At 68.1% G+C, this 18,193-nt stretch carries 13 protein-coding genes and 1 pseudogene; 6 read left to right on the plus strand and 8 right to left on the minus strand.

Annotated features, from left to right (window positions below; translation table 11 throughout):
• Positions 1–2: 2 nt before the first annotated feature.
• A complete protein-coding gene (cyoA, locus tag ACTCB7_RS14720; RefSeq protein WP_163649194.1) occupies positions 3–920 on the minus strand; it encodes a ubiquinol oxidase subunit II in 918 nt (305 codons plus the stop codon).
• Positions 921–1,325: 405 nt separating this feature from the next.
• Here cyoA and ACTCB7_RS14725 point away from each other — a divergent pair, with 405 nt between their 5' ends.
• From ACTCB7_RS14725 to ACTCB7_RS14735, 3 genes are all read left to right on the plus strand, one after another.
• Positions 1,326–2,597 carry a NupC/NupG family nucleoside CNT transporter gene (locus tag ACTCB7_RS14725; RefSeq protein WP_463007269.1) on the plus strand — a complete coding sequence of 424 codons (1,272 nt, stop codon included), beginning with the start codon at positions 1,326–1,328 and terminating at the stop codon, positions 2,595–2,597.
• Positions 2,598–2,744: 147 nt separating this feature from the next.
• Positions 2,745–3,755, plus strand: coding sequence for a J domain-containing protein (locus ACTCB7_RS14730; RefSeq protein WP_463007270.1), 1,011 nt, complete (start codon positions 2,745–2,747; stop codon positions 3,753–3,755).
• On the plus strand, positions 3,739–4,149 hold the full coding sequence (locus ACTCB7_RS14735; RefSeq protein WP_463007271.1) for a hypothetical protein: 411 nt from the start codon (positions 3,739–3,741) through the stop codon (positions 4,147–4,149). The genes ACTCB7_RS14730 and ACTCB7_RS14735 overlap by 17 nt, the downstream gene beginning before the upstream one ends.
• Positions 4,150–4,164: 15 nt before the next feature.
• On the opposite strand, the gene ACTCB7_RS14740 is transcribed toward ACTCB7_RS14735, so the two are convergent.
• The 3 genes from ACTCB7_RS14740 to ACTCB7_RS14750 form a co-directional block, all read right to left on the minus strand.
• The gene (locus ACTCB7_RS14740) at positions 4,165–6,420 is read right to left on the minus strand and encodes a mechanosensitive ion channel domain-containing protein (RefSeq protein ID WP_463007272.1); all 2,256 of its coding nucleotides are present in this window, start codon (positions 6,418–6,420) and stop codon (positions 4,165–4,167) included.
• Between the two features lie 107 nt (positions 6,421–6,527).
• On the minus strand, positions 6,528–9,674 hold the full coding sequence (locus ACTCB7_RS14745; RefSeq protein ID WP_463007273.1) for an efflux RND transporter permease subunit: 3,147 nt from the start codon (positions 9,672–9,674) through the stop codon (positions 6,528–6,530).
• Positions 9,674–10,912, minus strand: coding sequence for an efflux RND transporter periplasmic adaptor subunit (locus ACTCB7_RS14750; protein ID WP_463007274.1), 1,239 nt, complete (start codon positions 10,910–10,912; stop codon positions 9,674–9,676). Before ACTCB7_RS14750 ends, ACTCB7_RS14745 begins: the two co-directional genes overlap by 1 nt.
• 133 nt (positions 10,913–11,045) lie before the next feature.
• On the opposite strand from ACTCB7_RS14750, the gene ACTCB7_RS14755 reads away from it, so the two are divergent.
• Positions 11,046–11,657 carry a TetR family transcriptional regulator gene (locus ACTCB7_RS14755; protein WP_463007275.1) on the plus strand — a complete coding sequence of 204 codons (612 nt, stop codon included), beginning with the start codon at positions 11,046–11,048 and terminating at the stop codon, positions 11,655–11,657.
• A 10-nt stretch (positions 11,658–11,667) separates the two neighbouring features.
• On the opposite strand, the pseudogene ACTCB7_RS14760 reads toward ACTCB7_RS14755, so the two are convergent.
• The 3 genes and pseudogenes from ACTCB7_RS14760 to ACTCB7_RS14770 all read right to left on the minus strand — a co-directional run bounded on the left by ACTCB7_RS14760 (position 11,668) and on the right by ACTCB7_RS14770 (position 15,434).
• Positions 11,668–12,370: pseudogene (locus ACTCB7_RS14760) on the minus strand (fructosamine kinase family protein).
• A gap of 44 nt (positions 12,371–12,414) precedes the next feature.
• Positions 12,415–14,229 (minus strand): monovalent cation:proton antiporter-2 (CPA2) family protein, encoded by a 1,815-nt coding sequence (locus ACTCB7_RS14765; protein WP_463007276.1) that lies wholly within the window; start codon positions 14,227–14,229, stop codon positions 12,415–12,417.
• Positions 14,230–14,282: 53 nt separating this feature from the next.
• Positions 14,283–15,434 carry a GNAT family N-acetyltransferase gene (locus ACTCB7_RS14770; RefSeq protein WP_463007277.1) on the minus strand — a complete coding sequence of 384 codons (1,152 nt, stop codon included), beginning with the start codon at positions 15,432–15,434 and terminating at the stop codon, positions 14,283–14,285.
• A gap of 114 nt (positions 15,435–15,548) precedes the next feature.
• Between ACTCB7_RS14770 and ACTCB7_RS14775 the strand changes: the two genes are divergently transcribed.
• Both ACTCB7_RS14775 and ACTCB7_RS14780 read left to right on the plus strand, forming a co-directional pair.
• Entirely contained in the window at positions 15,549–15,842 is a 294-nt protein-coding gene (locus tag ACTCB7_RS14775) for a DUF4190 domain-containing protein (protein WP_224419996.1), read from the plus strand.
• Positions 15,843–15,879: 37 nt separating this feature from the next.
• A complete protein-coding gene (locus ACTCB7_RS14780; protein WP_463007278.1) occupies positions 15,880–17,286 on the plus strand; it encodes a coniferyl aldehyde dehydrogenase in 1,407 nt (468 codons plus the stop codon).
• A gap of 34 nt (positions 17,287–17,320) precedes the next feature.
• Here ACTCB7_RS14780 and ACTCB7_RS14785 read toward each other — a convergent pair whose 3' ends face one another.
• Positions 17,321–18,163, minus strand: coding sequence for a dienelactone hydrolase family protein (locus ACTCB7_RS14785; protein WP_463007279.1), 843 nt, complete (start codon positions 18,161–18,163; stop codon positions 17,321–17,323).
• Positions 18,164–18,193: the final 30 nt, after the last annotated feature.

The raw sequence follows: 18,193 nt of genomic DNA on the forward strand, positions 1-18,193 counted from the left end.
CGTTACTCCGCTGCCTCCGCGCTCATGGCCACTTCGTCATGCTCTCCTGCATGCGCGCCTTGACCGCCATCTCCATAACGGAAGCTGTCGATGATGTCTTTGTACAGACTCGGCGAGACGTTCGAGTAGTACTGAACCGGCACGTCTTCGCTCGGCTCGGCCAGCTGACGATAGCTGTCGGGGAATGACAGGGTGTCGTCGTTGGCGTTTCGAACCTTGTCGACCCAGGCCTGGAAGTCCTGCTCGGACGTGACGTGCGCGTCGAAGGTCATTCCCGCGAAGCCGGCACCACTGAAGTTGGTGGAACGACCCGGATAGATGCCCTTCTCGTTGGCGCTCAGGTGCACATCGTTGTCCATGCCGGCCATGGCATAGATCTGACTGCCCAGTGTGGGAATCATGAACGAGTTCATCACCGAGCCGGAGGTCACGCGAAAGTGCACCGGCGTATCCACCGGGAAGGCCACTTCGTTGACGGTGGCGATGCCCTGCTCCGGATAGATGAACAGCCACTTCCAGTCAAGCGAGACAGCCTGGATCTCCAGCGTGTCTTCCTTGTCGGCCAGCGGCTTGTGCGGGTCGAGCGAGTGGGATGTCTTCCAGGTGAGGATCGCCAGGAAGAAGATGATGACGCAGGGTACGAGCCACACCACCACTTCGATCTTGTTGGAGTGCGACCAGTCCGGTGCGTACTTGGCCATCAGGTTGCTGTGGCGATACCGCCAGGCGAACAGCAACGTCATGACGATGACCGGAATCACGACGATCAGCATGAGTCCGAACGCCGTCAGGATCAGCGACTTGAGCTCACTGCCGATTTCCCCCTTGGGGGCCATCAATGCCGATCCGCAGCCACTCAGCAGCAATGGCAACAGAAGCGGCAAGATGTTGAAAATACGTGGGTATTTCTTTTTCCTCATCTCGCGACCTCGTCAGAGCATGAAGACGATCACCGACAAATACCGCTGCGCCAGGCCTCGTGGAGAAACCTGGCGCAGGCGACGTTTGCCACGACGCCTGTCCGGCAAGTCGACAGGGCACGTGCACACTGTCCGGCAGTCGCTATTCAGAGATGGCGTGCTGGGCAGGTGCCAGCGAGCGTCGATAGGCTGATCTGCCCTTGCCGCAGAACGCGCGCATTGTCGATGAATGGCGGATGAATGAGAAGAGACGATTTGCCGCAGGGTGTCGCACCTTGACGCGCACCGCGGCGTGACATAGCGAGGCGGCAATCGGCGAGCCGCGCGACACGCCTTTGACATGCCCTCGCCTTTCGGGTTCCCTCTCGTGGCACTCTCCCTGATCCTGTACCGGAGTCCCCTGCCATGACAAGCATAATGAGCCTGGTCGGGATGGCCACCCTGATCCTGATCGCGGTGCTGTTCTCCTCCAACCGCCGCGCCATCCGCCTGCGCACCGTGGGCGGTGCCTTCGCCATCCAGGCCGGCATCGGCGCCTTCGTGCTTTATGTGCCCTTCGGCCAGAGCGTTCTCAAGACCGTCTCCGATGCGGTCAGCCAGGTGGTCGCCTACGCCGACGACGGCATCAATTTCCTCTTCGGCAGCCTCGCCGATCCCGGCAGCGGCGTGGGCTTTATCTTCGCCATCAAGGTTCTGCCGGTGATCATCTTCTTCTCCTCGCTGATCGCCGTACTCTACTACCTGGGCATCATGCAGCGGGTGATCCGGCTGCTCGGCGGACTGTTACAGAAGGTGCTGGGCACCTCGCGCACCGAATCGATGTCGGCCACCGCCAACATCTTCGTCGGCCAGACCGAGGCGCCACTGGTGGTACGCCCGTTCATCGCCGGCATGACCCGCTCGGAACTGTTTGCGGTGATGTGCGGCGGCCTGGCCTCGGTGGCCGGCTCGGTGCTGGGCGGCTATGCCGCACTGGGCATCCCCATGGACTACCTGGTCGCCGCCTCCTTCATGGCGGCGCCCGGCGGACTGCTGTTCGCCAAGCTGCTGATGCCCGAAACCGACACCCCGGACGACGACACCCGTCACGTTGAGCAGATCGAGGCCGAGGCAAAACCCTCCAACGTGCTCGACGCCGCCGCCGAGGGGGCATCCTCGGGGCTTCGACTGGCCGCCAACGTGGGCGCCATGCTGCTCGCCTTCATCGCCCTGATCGCGCTGATCAACGGCATTCTCGGTGGCATCGGCGGCTGGTTCGGCGTGGACGGCCTGAGTCTGGAGATGATTCTCGGCTGGCTGTTCTCGCCGCTGGCCTTCCTGCTCGGTATCCCCTGGGACGAGGCCACGGTGGCCGGCTCCTTCATCGGCCAGAAACTGGTGGTCAACGAGTTCGTCGCCTACGTCAATCTCGCGCCCTACATCAGCGGCGATCAGGTGGTGGCCGCCACCGGCGAGGCGATGAGCGCCCACACCAGGGCGGTGCTGTCGTTCGCGCTGTGCGGCTTCGCCAACCTGTCGTCGATCGCCATCCTGCTCGGCGGCCTGGGCAGCATGGCCCCCGGCCGGCGTCACGAGATCGCCGACCTCGGTCTCAAGGCGGTGCTCGCCGGCACCCTGTCGAACCTGATGTCCGCGGTCCTCGCCGGCTTCTTCATCAGCCTGGCGGCCGCCGGCTGAACCGCCCGGCCCCGGCGGCGCGGGCAATCGCAGCCCGCGCCGCATGAGACCAAGGATGCAGCCCTCACGCCTGTCACCGGCCGAGGGGTTCGTTATACTCGGCCTCCCGACACCTTGCCGCTCATCGCCCGCCGACGGGAGTCGTCGATGCCGCCATCGTCCTTCACGCCGTTCGAGCTGCTGCTGCTGAAAAGCCGCAACCAGACGGACACCGCCGCCCTGCTGATGCTGGCCTGGATCCTGGCCAACAAGGCGCGTGCCCTGCCGGAGGACCGTGGCTATCTCGACACGCTGGCCGACGACTTCCGCCACGGGCACGCCCTGGCGCCGCTGGTCGAGACGGCCCACGCCCAGGACATGGCGGCCATTCAGCTGGCCGCCGAGGTGCTACAGAAGGACTGGCAGGGCGAATCGGCGCACCCCTTCCTGCGCCAGGCCATCGCCCTGGCCACCAGCGGCGGACCGCCCTCGCACCGCAACCACCATGTACTGCGCTTTCTCGCCGACCTGTTGAGCGTCGCCCCGGAGCCTCTGTCGGCCCTGTACAAGAGCGTCACCGGCCAGCCTCTCCAGCATCCGGACGACCCCAGCCGTGCCGCCTACTGGGCCGAGCGCGAACACCGCCATCAGCAGCAGACTCACGCCGACGACACGGCCGAGGCCGAGACGGCGGCGCGACGGCGCCGTGAGGCCCAAGCCCGACGCCGCGAGGAAGACGCCGCAGCCCGGCGACGCGCCGAGGAGGAAGCCCGCCGCCGGGCCGCGCAGGAAGCGGCCCGCCGACGCGACGAGCAGGCACGGCAACGCCGTGAGCGCGAGCGGGCCGAAAGGGCGCGGGAGCAACGCGAACGCGCGCAGCAGCGTCGCCGCGAGGAGGAAGCCGAACAACGCCACCGCCGGCAGCAGGAGCGCGAACGACAGCGCACCGGGACTCCGCCACCGCCGAGCTTCGATACCGTCCACGCCCTGCGTGTGCTGGGCCTCGACCACCACGCCTCGCGGCGCGATATCAAGCGCGCCTACCGCCGCCTGGCGCAACTGCATCACCCCGACCGCTTCTGCGCCCAAGGCGAGAGCCGCATGGCACTGGCCTCCCGCCAGTTTCAGCGAATCCAGAAAGCCTACGAGCACCTGATGCAAGATGCGCGATTTGTATAAACGCCTGGACGTGCCGTCCGACGCCTCGCCCGACACGCTCGCCGCCGCCATCGAGGCCTGCCGACACACCGCCCTCAAGCAGGACGCCGACGCCGTGCTCAGAGTTCCCGCACGGCGCGACGCCTACGATCAGCTGCATGCCACGCTCAGCGACCTCGGCCGACTGCGCGCCCGCCTGGGATTGACCCATGCCCCGCACTGGCAGGATGACGTAGCCAACGACTTTTCACAGGATTCCGACCGCAGCCTGTCACGGCACCAGGAACTCGCCGACAAGCTCGACGCCCTGGTCGCCGCCGGCGCCCCTTCCGCCGCATCGCGGCGCCCGTGGCGGTGGCTCGCCGCCCTTCTCATCACCGCCCTGCTGGGTCTGCTGGCAGGCCTGTGGCTGTGATCGTCGGCAGCCGGGCTACAGGGGCTCCGGCGCCTCGCCCTCGTCGGGCGGTGCGATCCCGTGGCGTCGCTGAACGTCGGCGGGAGTGCCGCCTGACCCGGTCGCGGCTGCCGGATTCTCCAGCACCACGCTCATCCTCGGCAGCGACAGGTCCTGACCGTTTTCATCGAGCCGCTGCTTGAGACGCAGGTTGAAGGCCCGGGCCACGTCCCACTGCATCAGCGGACTGGTACGCATGCGCACCCGCAGGATCGCCGCGCCCTGATCGAAGCTCTCGATCCCCTGCAGTTCCAGCGGCGACCAGATGTGGTGGCGCATCATCGGGTCCTGGCGAAGCCCGTCGGCCACCTCCCGCACCAGCTCGATGGCCGTATCGATGCGCATGGTGTGGGGCACGCGAATGCGCATCAGCGCGATGCCGAACTCGCGGGCGAAGTTCTGGATGCCCTTGATCTGGCTGAAGGGAATGATGTGCACGATGCCGTCGAGATCGCGCAGCCGCACGGTGCGCAGGCTCAGCCCCTCGACGGTCCCCATGTGGCCGCCAACATCGACGAAGTCGTCGATCGACAGCGAATCCTCGATGAGGATGAACAGCCCGGTGATCAGGTCCTGAACCAGCGTCTGGGCACCGAAGCCGATCGCCAGGCCGATCACCCCGGCACCGGCCAGCAGCGGCGTGACGTTGACGCCCAGGTTCGCCAGCCCGACGATCGCCGCGATGATGAAGATGGTGGCGAATACCACGTTGCGGATCATCGGCGTGATGGTCTGGGCCCGGGCGCTGTTGACGCGCCGCCCCCGCGAACGGCCGCTGCCGCGCAGCGCCCGCTGGATGGCGGTGTCGGCAAAGATCCAGGTCAGCCAGGCCAACAGCACGGTCAGGCCGATACGCATCAGCGCCTGACCGATGCGCGCGCTCACGGCACCTTCCTCGCCGATGCCGAACAGAGAAAACCCCCAGACGCGCAGTGACAGCTCGGCGAACAACGCCCAGCACAGGAACTGCGACAGGGTGTAGCCGAAGCGTTCCAGGCGCCGCCGATACTGCGACTTGCGCTTGCGCCGGGTGGCGCGCTCGGCGTGACGGCGCAGGCCGCCGCTGACCACCAGAGTCAGCACCAGCAGGGCCGCGCAGAGAATCGCCCGGGTGAAGGCACCGTCGGCGTCGCCGGCCGAGACGAAGATGGCCACCAGCGAGGCGACGATCAGCAGCAGCGCCGGGATATGCCAGAAATGGCCCAGCACATTGGCCAGATCCCGCAGCGAGCTGCTGTCACGCCGCTGGGAATAGGGACGATTGAGAATCAGATGCTTGACCGGGCGCCGCAGGCGTATCACCAGCACACCGCTGATGAGCCCGGCCAGCACGTTGCCCATCACCGACAGCCAGTCGGCCAGGCTGGGGCCCAGCAGAGTCGTAAGCCGATCGCTGTTGGCGGCGTCGCCGAAGGCGGCCAGCACGCCGATCCAGAACAGGCGCTTCGGTGCCTGGCGGCGCAGCAGCTGGACGGCGACCCGCCGGTGCCCGTGGGTGAACACCGAGATCACCGTATCGAATACCGTGGCGAGCAACTGGCCGCAGAGCGTGACGTAGGCGATGACCAGCACCACAGCCCGGGCCGGACTCAGCGGTACCAGCCAGCGCAGCCCCAGCAGCATGATCAGGAAGGCCAGCCCCCAGGGCAGCACCTTGCGCAGGAAATGTACCACCAGCAGCGCCGGACGCGGCTCCGGTGGCAGGGCCAGCGGCCAGTCGCGCCGCGAGACAATCCAGCGGCCGGCACCGGCCAGCAGCAGTGCCAGGCCGAGCCAGATCGCCAGCAGCACCGCCGCCTCGAGGCTCTGGCGCAGCAGCTCTTCTCGCCCCATGGTATCGATCAACCGCTGCAGGTCGGCCAGCGCCCACTCGGAGCGAAGCTGCCAGATATCCAGCGGAGAATGCCCGGCCTCGGCCTGCGCGCCGAGGTCGGTGAGCGAGTCCGCCAGCGCGCCCAGCAGACCCTGACGCGGCTCGCCGTCCTGCCCCGGTGCGGCCACGGCCGTGCCCTCGCGCAGGGCCTTGAGCTGCTCGAGGAGCTGGCCGCGCCGGGCATCGTCCTCGAGCATGCCGATCACTTGATCCAGCGAGTCGCGCAGCGCCTGCGGATCGGCCTGGGCGGCGGGCTTGTCACCGCCGCTTCCCAGGCTCGCGGGCAACCCCTGCGCCTGCACCGGCAGGGCCACCATCAGCAGCAGGAACAGCCCGCCTGCCAGTCGCGCCAGCGCCATGTCTTCTCCTCGCGTGATTGACGTTGTGCCAAGCCTGACGCCCCGAAACAGGAAAGCCAAGGCCCGCGGGCCCTGGCTTTCTGCGGTACGGCGTTCGCGGGTCGGGATCAGTGGTCGCTGTCGGTCGCCACCTCGCCCTCACCGGTCTTGCCGCGCTTGCGATCGAGCCAGGTCTCGAAGCGCGTCACCAGCGTAAAGAACATCGGCACGAAGAAGATCGCGATCAACGTCGCGCCGAGCATGCCGCCGATCACGGCGGTGCCGATCGAGTGACGGCTGGCCGAGCTGGCCCCGGTCGCTGTCGCCAGGGGGATCACCCCGACGATGAACGCGAACGAGGTCATGATGATCGGCCGGAAACGCAGCCGTGCCGCCTCCTTCGCCGACTCGACAATGCCCTTGCCGGCTTGGCGCTGGTCGACGGCGAACTCGACGATCAGGATCGCGTTCTTCGCCGCCAGGCCGATCAGCACCAGCAGGCCGACCTGGAAGTAGACGTCACTGGTCAGGCCGCGCAGGATCACCGCCACCGCCGCGCCGAACATGGCGAACGGCACCGCGGTGATCACCACCAGCGGCAGCGACCAGCGCTCGTACTGGGCGGCAAGGATCAGGATGACCATCACCACGCCGAAGATCAGCGCCAGGTTCGCGTTGCCCGACGAGCTCTGCTGCTGGTAGGCCTCGCCGGTCCAGCCCATCTGGTAGTCCTTGCCGACCGTCTGATTTACCACGTCCTGCATCGCCGCCAGCGCCTGTCCGGAACTGTAGCCCTCGGCCGGCTGGCCCTGGATCTTGGCCGCCGGGAACAGGTTGAAGCGCTGGATAATGCTCGGCGCCTGGCTACGCGTCAGCGTCACCACACTCGACAGCGGCACCATCCGCCCGCTGTCGGCACGCACGAAGACGTTGTCCAGGTCCTCGGGAGTGTCGCGGTACTCGCCCTCGGACTGCAGATTGACCTGGAAGTTGCGTCCGAACAGGGTGAAGTCGTTGACGTACAGGGTGCCGAAGGTGCTCTGCATGGTCGAGTAGACATCGTCGAGCGCGATGCCCATGCTGCGTGCCTTGTCGCGATCCACCGTGGCGCTGTAGATCGGCACGCTGGTGCTCATGGTGGTCCGCACCTGGGAAAGCTCGGGCCGCTGGTTGGCGGCCTTGACCACCGCCTGGGCCTTGGCCTCGATTTCCTTCGGCGACGCCCCTTCGGTGGACTGCAGGTAGCCCTCGAACCCGCCGGTGGTCGACATGCCCTGAATGGGCGGCGGATTGAAGGCGATCACCCGACCGTCAAGGTGCTGCGCGCCCATCTGGAAGGTCTTGCCGACCAGCTGCTGGGCGGTGACGGGCCGCTTGGACCAGTCGTCCAGAGTGACGAAGGCCACCCCGGCGTTGGGCAACTGGGCGCTGGCCAGGATGTCGTAGCCGGCGAACGACACCACGCTCTTCACACCCGGGAAGTCGAGCATGTCGTCGACCACCTTCTGGTTGAAGTTGTCGGTGCGCTCGAGCGACGAGGCCGGCGGCAGCTGGGTGATGGTCAGGTAGAAGCCCTGATCCTCGGGCGGCACCAGGCCGCTGGGCAGGCGCGTGAACAGGTAGGCGGTGATGCCGCAGAAGCCGATGAACAGTATCACGCCGAGAATCGCCCGCTTGACCATGAAGCTCACCCCGGCGAGATAGCCGCGCGTGGCCTTGTCGAAACCCCGGTTGAACCAGCGGAACGGCGCCATCGGTTCCTTGTCGTGTGGCTTGAGCAGCAGCGCGCACATCGCCGGCGACAGCGTCAGCGCGACGATCGCCGAGATCAACACCGAGATGGCGATGGTGATCGCGAACTGGCTGTAGAGCTGCCCGGAGATGCCGCCGAGGAAGCCCACGGGAATGAACACCGAGGCCATGACCAGGGTGACCGCGACGATCGGCCCGGAGATCTCGCGCATCGCCTTGAGCGCGGCCTGCTTCGGCGAGACGTCCTCCTCCTCCATGATGCGCTCGACGTTCTCGATGACGATGATGGCGTCGTCGACCACGATGCCGATCGCCAGGATCATGCCGAACAGCGTCAGCAGGTTGATCGAGTAGCCGAGCAGGTACATGCCGGCGAAGGTACCGACGATGGAGATCGGCACGGCGATGATCGGCACGATCGCCGCCCGCCACTTCTGCAGGAAGACGAACACCACGACCACCACCAGCGCCAGCGCCTCGATGAAGGTGTTGATCACCTCCTCGATGGACAGCTTGACGAACTTGGTGGTGTCGTAGGGAATCGAGTAGTTCAGGCCTTCCGGGAACTTCTCGGACAGCTTCTCCATGGCCTTCTGCACGGCGACCGAGGTCTCCAGGGCATTGGCCCCCGGCTGCAGGAAGATGCCGATCGGCACCGTCGGCTTGTTGTTGAGCCGGCCGACGAAGGAGTAGTCCTGGGCGCCCAGCTCGACGCGGGCGATGTCACCCAGCTTGAGCGAGGCGCCGCTGTCGTCGGTGCGCAGCAGGATGTTCTCGAACTGCTCGACACTGGAGAAGCGTCCCTCGGTGGTGATGGTGAAGGTATAGGGACGCGGGTGCTTCAACGGCTCGGCGCCCAACTTGCCCGCCGCGAACTGGGTGTTCTGCGAGCGAACCGCGGCGGCCACCTCGCTGGCGGTGATGTCGTAGTCGGCCATCTTCTCCGGGTCGAGCCAGACCCGGATCGAGTAGTCCTTGGCCCCGAACAGCTGGGCATTGCCGACACCGGGCGTGCGCTTGAGCGCATCGATGATGTTGGTCAACGCATAGTTGCTGATGAAGACCGGGTCGTACTCGCCGTTGTTCGACGACACCGTGATCACCTGCAGGATGCTCGACGACCGCTTGCGGACCTCCACACCCTGTTGCTGCACCACGTTGGGCAGCTGCGCCATGGCCTGCTGAACCCGGTTGTTGACGTCGATGGTTGCCTGATCGGGATCGGTGCCGATGGCGAAGGTCACCGAGACCGACACCACCCCGCTGTCGGCGCTGGTCGAGTTGATGTAGAGCAGGTTGTCGACACCGTTGATCGCCTGCTCCAGCGGCGCCGCCACGGTTTCCGAGAGCGTCTGGGCGCTGGCACCGGGATAGGTGGCACGCACCTGGACCTCGGGCGGCACCAGCTTCGGGTATTGCTCGACCGGCAGCACGCGCAGCGCCATCACCCCGGCGATCACGATGACGATCGACAGTACGGTGGCGAAGACCGGCCGGCGGATGAAGAAGCTCGAGAAGTTCATCAGCCCTGAGCCCCCTGGCTCGCCGCCTTGTCATCGGCGCCGGCGGATTTCGCGGCACTGCCGTCGGATTTCGTGGCATCGCCGGCGACCGTCCCGGCCTCGCCGTCGAAGGGCTGGGCGTCGATGGCCTGGCCCGGGCGCACGCTGGCGACGTGGGTCACCACCACCCGCTGGCCGGGCTCGAGCCCCTGCTGGACGACGACCCAGGCCTCGGAGCGCTCGCCGAGGTTGACCGTGACCGGCTTGGCCTTGCCGTCGTCGCCGACGACGTAGACCTGCGGGCCTTCACGGCCCTCGACCACGGCGATCTCGGGCACCGCGATCACGTTCGGCAGTACCAGCCCGTCCAGGGTCAGACGCACGAATTGACCGGGCAGAAACAGCGCATCGGGATTGGCGAAGGTGGCCTCCGCCTGCACGGTGCCGGTGTTGCGGTCGACCCGCGAGCCGACGAAGGTCAGCTCGCCGCGCAGCTCGCTGTCGCCCTGGCCGTTGCGCGAGGTCGCCACCGGCGTGATGGTCTCGTCGTTGCGCCGCTGCAGACGCACGGCCATGGCATCGTCCGGGGTCAGCGAGAAGCGCGCCTGCAGGGTCTTGAGCGGGGTGATGGTGGCCATCACCTGCTGCGGCTGCACCAGGTTGCCGACGTTGACCTCGCTCAGGCTGACCTGGCCGGCCACCGGCGCCTCGACGCTGCTGTAATTGAGATCCAGCTGCGCATCCTCGAGCGCCGCGCTGGCCTGGGCCACCGACGCCTGGGCGGCGAGCAGATCGGCCCGGGCCTCGTCGCGCTGCTGCTGGCTCACCGACTTCTGCTGGTAGAGGCGCTGATAGCGCTCCCAGTTGCGCTGGGCGCGATACTGTTCGGCCTTGGCGCTTTCCAGGTCCGCCTGGCGCTGGGCGACCACCGCCCGGTAGCGGTCGGGCTCGATGACGAACAGCGACTGCCCCTGCTCGACATGCGCCCCCTCCTGGAACTCGCGCTTCTGCAGCTGACCGGTGACCCGGGCGACCACATCCACTTCCTGGTCGCTGCGCAGCAGTGCCGAGTAGGCCTTGTCGACCGGCAGGTCGCGGGGTGACAGCGTCATCACCTGCGCCTTGAGCGGGGGTGACTGCTGCTGCCCCTGGGCGTTACCGGCGGCCTTCTCGTCGCTGCACCCGGCCAGGGCCAGCACGAGCGCCACCGACGCCCACAGGACGCCTTGCAGCCGGCGCGGACTCGTCGGGATCGGCATGGTCTGTTCCTCGATGTGTGTCAGGTTGGCGGCAAGCCTACCCCCATACAACAGTGAATGTAAACACGCCGCGGGTGCGTTAAGATGCCCGTCCCGACGTGTTCCCCTTTCGTTCCCGGAGCCTTCACTCGTCATGGCCAGACGCACCAAAGCCGAAGCCGAGGCAACGCGGGAAGCCCTTCTCGACGCGGCCGAGACACTGTTCTTCGACAAGGGCGTGGCCCGCACCTCGCTGGAACAGATCGCGCGCCAGGCCGGCATGACGCGCGGCGCCGTCTACTGGCACTTTCGCAACAAGGCCGACCTCTTCCACGCCCTGCTCGACCGGGTTCGCATGCCCTTCGAGGAGCTGGCCGAGGATATCGAGGCCCGCCACGAGCCCGAGTCGCCACTGGAGTGCATCCGCCTGGCCTGCCACGAGAGCTTCATGCGCCTCGAGCGTCCGCAGTACCAGCGGATTCACTCGATCCTCATCCACCGCTGCGAGTTCTTCAGCGACATCGCCCCCCTGGAGATGCAGACCCAATTGAGCCGCAACTGCTTCGCGGCGCTGCTGGACAAGTTCCGGGAGGCGCAGGACGACGGCCATCTCAACCCGGCGCTGTCGCCGGAGATGGCCACGCAGTTGCTGCAATCCTGTCTGGGAGGGCTGTTTCACGACTGGCTGCGCAATCCGGACGACTACGCCCTGCACGAACAGGGCGGCGCGGTGATCGACACCCTGTTCGGGCTGCTCGCCCGCTGATCCGCGTCTCTCAGCCGCCCAGCGCGTCGAGGGTCGCCGTCACCGCGGCCCGATAGCCGCCACCGAACAGATAGAGATGGTTGAGCAGCGGGTAGAGCTGGAAGAGCCGCTCGCGGCGCGGCCAGTCCGCCGGCGGCTCGCCGTCCCAGTAGGCCTCGAAGAACGCCTCACCGGGCCGGCCGAACAGCGTCAGCATGGCCAGGTCCACCTCGGGATAATGGTAATAGACGGCCGGGTCGATGAGCGCCGGCCCATCGGGGGTATACAGCACGTTGCCCGACCACAGGTCACCGTGGACGAGCTGCGGCTCGGCATCCGGCAGCCACTCCTCGAGACGCGCGGCGATCATGGCCAGGCGCTCGCCGGCCGCCGCGTCGAGCAGTCCGCGCTGCCGGCAGGCCTCGCCCAGCGCCAGCAGGCGATGCTCGCGCTGGAAGACCCGCCCGTCGGTACACGGCGTGTTGCGCTGCGGCGTGGGGCCGCAGCGATTGTCGCGGGGCCAGCCGTGATAGGGGCCCGCCACGCCGTGCAGGCGACGCAGCCCCTCGCCGAGCCGGGCGGGCTGCCGCGGCGTCCCGCTTGGCGACCACCGCCCCCTGCCGCGTCTCGAGGCGGCTCACCGCGGCGATGTCGCCGCCGGCCAGCGCCCGCGGTTCGCCGACGACCTCCAGGCCCAGCGCCGCGAGGCGCTCGCGCCAGTCTCCATGGGCCATGCGCCACTCCCTCCCGTCAGGTGCCTTGCGTCAAATGGTGGGTGTCAGCTGGCCTCGGGCTCGCTGCGGGCGACCCCGGGCGTGCCGTCGCGCGGCGTGCGTCCGCTCAGTTCCTTCTGGAACAGCGAGCGCAGCTCCGCCATCGCCGCCCGGTCGTTGGCGACCAGCGTCTCCACGTCGTGGCGGTCCTTGTAGGAATCCTGGAACAGCCGCACGTCGAAGTCGCGGAAGGTGCGCACCGCATCCATGGCGTTGGAACTCGGATAGCCGAGCCCCTTGAGCACCTCGAAACTCATCTCCATGCTCGCCGCAAAGGTCTCGCGAATCACCACCTCGACGCCCAGCTCCATGAGCTCCCAGGCGTGATGGCGGTTGCGGGCCCGGGCACAGATCTTGAGCTCGGGGAAATGCACCCGCGCCTGGCGCACGATCCGCAGGGCGGTCTCGGCATCGTCGACGGCGACCACCAGCAGCTGGGCACGCTCGGCGCCCGCGGCCCGCAGCAGGTCGAGACGCGAGGCGTCGGCATAGTAGATCCGCGAGCCGAAGCGACGAATGAACTCGACCTGGCGGATATTGGGGTCGAGGGCGGTGAACAGGATGCCCTGACTCTTGAGCACCCGCGCGACCATCTGGCCGAAACGCCCCAGCCCCGCGATCAGCACCGGCGGCGACTGATCGCCGAAGTCGCCGTCGTAGGGGCGCCGGTCCCTGAAGCGCGCCCCCAGGCGCTCGCCGGCCCGGTAGAGAAACGGCGTCAGCGCCATCGACAGGGTCACCGCGGCGATGCACAGGCTGGCGATGCGCGCCTCGAAGACCCCGGCACTCACCGCCGCGGTGAGCAGCACGAAATCGAACTCCCCGCCCTGGGCGATGACCGCCGCCAGGCGCGGCACTTCGGAGCGGGGCAGGCGCGCGACGAGCCCCACCAGCGCCACCACCGCGAGCTTGCCGATCACCAGCCCGGCGGCGATGCCCAGCACCCACGCCAGGTTGTGATAGACCAGCGGCAGATCCACCGACATGCCCACGGCGATGAAGAACAGTCCCAGCAGCAGGCCCTTGAACGGCTCGATGTTGGCCTCGAGCTCGTGGCGGTAGGCGGTGTCGGCAAGCATCACCCCGCCGAGGAAGGCCCCCAGCGCCATCGACAGCCCCGCCCAGTCCATCACCAGTGCCATGCCCAGCACCATGAACAGCGCCGCGGCGGTGAAGACCTCATGGACGCCGCTGCGTGCGATGAAGGCCAGCACCCGGGGGAACACCAGCCGCCCGAACAGGATCGCCGCGACCACCATGCCCACGCCGCGCAGCACGGTCAGCCAGGCATCGCCGGAGGCGAGGCCGATGTCGCCGGCGAACAGTGGCAGCAGCGCCAGCAGCGGAATCACCGCCAGATCCTGGAAGAGCAGGATGGCGAACGCCGTCTGGCCGTGCGGCGCGGCCAGCTGATGACGCTCGTTGAGCACCTGCAGGGCGAAGGCGGTCGACGACAGGGCCAGGATCAGCCCCAGCAGGACCGCGCGGTCCAGCGCCAGGCCGAGCGCCAGTCCCAGCGGGGTGAGCAGCGCCGCACAGCCGATCAGCTGCAGGCTGCCCAGGCCGAACAGCCGGCGGCGCAGTTGCCACAGGCGTGCCGGCTCGAGTTCGAGGCCGATGATGAACAGCAGCATCACCACGCCGAACTCGGCGAAGTGCAGCACCGTCTCGGGCCTGGCGATGAAGCCGCTCACCGACGGGCCGAGCACCAGCCCGGCGGCCAGATAGCCGAGGATCGAGCCCAGCCCCAGCCGCTGGAAGAGCGGTACCGCGATGATGGCCGCCCCCAGCAGGACGGCCGCTTCGAAGAGAAAGTCCATGCTCCTGATGTCCTTTGCATTGCCTGCGGGCATGCTAGCGCCCCGCCCGACCCTCAGCCAGCGGCATCGTCCCGGTCGCGGCGAAACGGCAGCCGGGCCTCGACATGATGCTGATAGGCGGCGATGTGCTCGCGCTCCTCGGCGCAGAAGCGCGCCACTGCGTCGCGGAAGCCGGGATGGGCGATGTAGTGCAGCGAACGCAGCCGGCGCGGCGCGAACCCGCGGCTAACCTTGTGCTCGCCCTGAGTACCGGGGTCGAAGCGCGTCAGCCCCGTCTCCAGGCAGTGCTCGATTCCCTGATAGTAGCAGGCCTCGAAGTGCAGACAGTCGGCCTCCACCTCACTGCCCCAATAACGACCGTAGAGGGTATTGCTGCCCTGTACGCAGAGCGCGGCCGCGACCGGTCGCCCGCCGTGCCGGGCCTGCACCAGCAGCAGCGCTTCGGGCATCGTTGCGCGCAGCCGGTGGAAGAAGTCCAATGACAGGTAGGGCTGCTGGCCCCGTTCGTGATAGGTAATCCGATAGCAGCGGTAGAAGTGTTCGAGCGCCGAGTCGTCGATCGCCTCGCCCGCGAGGCGGCGCATCTCGATACCCTGCTCGGCCACCCGGCGCCGTTCACGCCGAACCTCCTTGCGGCGCTTGGCACTCATCGCCTCCAGAAAGCCCGCGAAGTCGCCGTAACCGGCATCCCGCCACTGGAACTGGACCGACGCCCGCTCGAGCAGGTCGGGGCGCACCGCCAGCCAGTCGTCGACCTCCTCCGATTCGGCGAACAGCAGGTGCCAGCTGGAAAGCGCCGTGTCGCAGCAGACCGCTGCCAGGTCGGCGATCACCTCACGCCGAGAAACACCCGGGGCGATCAGCAGGCGCGCGCCCGGCGCGGGCGTAAAGGGTATCGCCGTCAGTCCCTTGGGGTAATAGTCACCGCCGGCGCGCTCCCAGGCATCCGCCCAGGCCCAGTCGAAGACGTACTCGCCGAAGGAGTGCAGCTTGCGATAATGCGGCAGGGCCGCCACCAGCCGCCCTTCCCGGCGCACGACCAGGTGGGCCGGCGTCCAGCCGGCAGCCGGCGTGACCGCCCCGGAGGCTTCCAGGGCGTGCAGGAAGGCATGGCGCAGGAAGGGCTGATCGGCCGGCACCAGCGCGTCCCAGTCCCGCGCGGACACGGCCTCGAGGGCCGGCAGGGTGTCGATCGTGAAGTGCATTCGGCAAACTCCTTGACGGCGGACGGGAGCGGCGGCACTGCCGCGACGCCGATCGTGTCCCCACGGTCGACGTCGCGATGCTAGGGTATCCCCATGCCCTGCTCGAGAGAAACCATGACACCAGCCCCGCACCCCGCGCCACCCGACGACGGCCCCGTCAATGCCATGGCGATCGCCGCCTTCGCCCTGAGCGTGCTGGCGGTGTTCGTCATGCCCGCCGCCCTGGCCGGCGTGGTCTGCGGCCACCTGGCTCGTCACCAGATTCGCCGGCGTGGTGAACGCGGCGACAGCTGGGCGCTGGCCGCGCTGATCATCGGCTACCTGCTGATCGGGCTGACCGCCGCCGGATTCGTGTTGTTCGGTGGTTTCGTGGCCACGTTTTTCGGCATCATGGCTGGTGCCGGCTGAGTCGCCGCGACAGCCGCCATTTTCAGGAGGAGACCGCATGGAGCGTTCGGCCGATCACGCACTGAAGACGCTATTCGCCGCCCAGCGTCAGGCCTACGACGCGCATCCCTACCCGGCGCTGTCCGTGCGCCTGGGACGGCTGGCACGCCTGGCCCAGCTGACGCGTCGCCATGCCGGCGAGATCGAGGCCGCCATCGCCCGTGACTTTGGCCATCGCTCCCGCGTCGAGACGCGCCTGGCCGAGCTCACCACCCTGCAGCAGGCCATCCGCCATGCGCGTCGCCACCTGCGGCGCTGGATGCGCCCGCGCCGCGTCCGGGTCGGCTGGCGCTTCTGGCCGGCCCGGGCCGAGATCCATTCCCAGCCGCTGGGCGTGGTGGGCATCATGGCCCCGTGGAACTACCCCTGGAACCTGGCGCTGCTGCCGGCGGTGGATGCCCTGGCCGCCGGCAACCGGGTCATGATCAAGCCCAGCGAACACGCCCCGGCCACCGCGGAACTGCTGCAGTCGCTGGTGGCCCGGTATTTCGACCCGGCCGAGCTGGGCGTGGTGACCGGCGACGCCGACGCCAGCCGGGCCTTTGCCGCCCTGCCCTTCGATCACCTGCTGTTCACCGGCTCATCCGAGACCGGCCGCCAGGTCGCGCAGGCGGCGGCCGCCAACCTGACCCCGGTCACCCTGGAGCTGGGCGGCAAGTCGCCGGCAATCCTCGACGAGACCACCGATCTCGACGACGCCGCCCGGCGCATCGCCTTCGGCAAGTGGTTCAACGCCGGCCAGACGTGCATCGCCCCGGACTACGTGCTGCTGCCCCAGCGGCGCCTCAACGCCTTCGCCGAGGCCCTGGAGCGCGCGGTGCGGCAGCTGTATCCCGATCCGGCCGGCAATCCCGACTACAGCGCGCTGCTCGGCAGCGCCGCGCGCGAGCGGCTGATCGCGCTGCGCCGCGAGGCCGAGCAGCGCGGCTGCCGGGTGATCGAGATCGGCGGAGACGACGCCACGTTCGCGGCCGGCGGCAAGCTGGCGCCGACCCTGATTCTCGACCCCCAGCAGTCGCTGCGGGTCATGCGCGAGGAGATCTTCGGACCGCTGCTGCCGCTGGTCGGCGTCCAGGACATGGACGCCGCGGTGAACTTCGTCAATGCGCGCCCGCGTCCGCTGGCGCTGTATGCCTTCACCGACAACCCCGCCCATCGGCGACTGCTGCTGACCCGCACCCACTCGGGCGGACTGGTGATCAACGACACCCTGTGGCACATCGCCCAGCCCGCCCTGCCCTTCGGCGGTATCGGCACCAGCGGGCACGGTGCCTATCACGGTGAGCACGGCTTCCTGACCTTCAGCCATCAGCGCAGCGTGTTCCGCCAGTCCCGGCACAGCAGCGTCACCCGCCTTCATCCGCCCTATCGGCGCTGGCTGCTGAGGCTGATGGGCCTGTTCTAGCCGCCGGGATTCCGCGCCGGCCCCCGGCCCGACGTCACTTGCCGTTGAGGGTCTTGTCCAGGGTCAGCAGCGCCGCCTGCCAGGACGCCGCGTCGGCGGCCGCATCGTAGCCGAGCGGCAGGCCGGTGCGTTCGGCGACCGCATCGGCGTCCGGATTGGTGAAGCTGTGCCTGGCGTGCGGATAGTTGATGACCTTGACCGTGGCCCCCTGGGCCTTCAGCGCCTGCGCCATGTCGGTCAGCGCCTCGCGCTTGACCAGCGGGTCCTCGGCGCCGTTGTGGATCTGCACCACGCCATCGAACGGCTGCGGCTTGCTGACCGCCTGGGCGGGGCTGCCATGGAAGCTGATCGCCGCCTTGATCGGCATCCCGGCCAGCGCCATGTTCATGACGATGCCGCCGCCGAAGCAGTAGCCGAGCGCCGCCATGCGATCGCCACGCACGAACGGCTTCTCACGCAGCTTGGCCATGGCGGCTTCGAGCCGCGCCCGGGCCGACGGCCAGTCCTGCATGACCTGGCCGGCGAACTTGCCTGCCTCGTCGGGATGGGTGGTCGAGCGGCCGTCGCCGTACATGTCCACGGCCAGGGCGACGAACCCCAGCGCCGCCAGTTGGTCGGCACGGGCGCGAGCATAGTCGTTGAGCCCCCACCATTCATGGACGACCAGCACGGCGGGGCGCGGTTCGTCGTCGGCGACGTTGCGCGCCAGATAGCCTTGGTAGGTCTGCCCGCCGGTCTGGTAGGTGAAGGGTTCGCCCACCACGCGCGGCCCCTGGTCGATCTTCACGGCCGGGGCCTCGGTCTCCGCCAGGGCCGGGGCCGCCAGCACGGCCAGCAGTACCGGCAGCAGGGTCACGAACTTGAGCAGCATGCGCATGGTTTCTCCTTGTTCGACTTGCTTGTTCGG

The organism is Modicisalibacter sp. (genome assembly GCF_055145905.1).